The 788-nt window shown below is 55.7% G+C and carries 1 protein-coding gene; it reads left to right on the top strand.

Features of this window, described 5'->3' with window-relative positions:
* Window positions 1–788 (top strand): TraG family conjugative transposon ATPase (locus DW640_RS23365; protein WP_117579012.1); only part of this gene is annotated, 788 nt, incomplete at both ends.

Here is a 788-nt window from a genome sequence, read left to right as displayed (position 1 = left end):
CGTACATCCGCCGGATACAACAGAACCGGGACATCGCCCCCTCGTTCGACACCTTCTACGAGTACATGCTGAACGATTACCGGAAGGAGCTGGCTGCAAGGGACATCAAGGTGAGCCGGGAGGATTTCAACATTGACAACTTCCTGACCACGCTGCGGCAGTATTACAAGGGCGGGCGCTACGACTTCCTGCTGAACTCGAACGAGAACATCGACCTGCTGCACAAGCGGTTCATCGTCTTCGAGATCGACGCCGTGAAGGACAACGCCGAGCTGTTCCCCGTGGTTACGATCATCATCATGGAAGCCTTCATCAACAAGCTGCGCCGCCTGAAAGGGGTGCGGAAGATGCTGATCTGCGAGGAGGCTTGGAAAGCCCTTTCCTCGCCGAGCATGTCAGAATATTTGAAGTACATGTACAAGACCGTCAGGAAATATTTCGGCGAGGCGATTGTCGTCACGCAGGAGGTGGACGACATCATCTCGTCCCCCATCGTGAAGGAGGCTATCATCACCAACTCGGACTGCAAAATCCTTTTGGACCAGAAGAAGTACATGAACAAGTTCGACGGCATCCAGTCGATGCTCGGTCTGACGGACAAGGAGAAGTCGCAGATACTCTCCATCAACCTCTCCAACCATCCCGGACGGAAGTACAAGGAGGTCTGGATCGGTCTGAACGGGGTGCAGTCGGCGGTGTACGCCACGGAGGTGTCGGCTGCCGAGTACCTGACCTATACCACCGAGGAGAGCGAGAAGACGGAGGTGTTCGCACTGGCGGAAGAGCTG

It is taken from the genome of Bacteroides sp. AM23-12, assembly GCF_003434395.1.
In the GTDB taxonomy this organism is placed as follows: Bacteria; Bacteroidota; Bacteroidia; order Bacteroidales; family Bacteroidaceae; genus Bacteroides; species Bacteroides thetaiotaomicron.
This window is presented reverse-complemented; position numbering and strand designations above follow the sequence as displayed.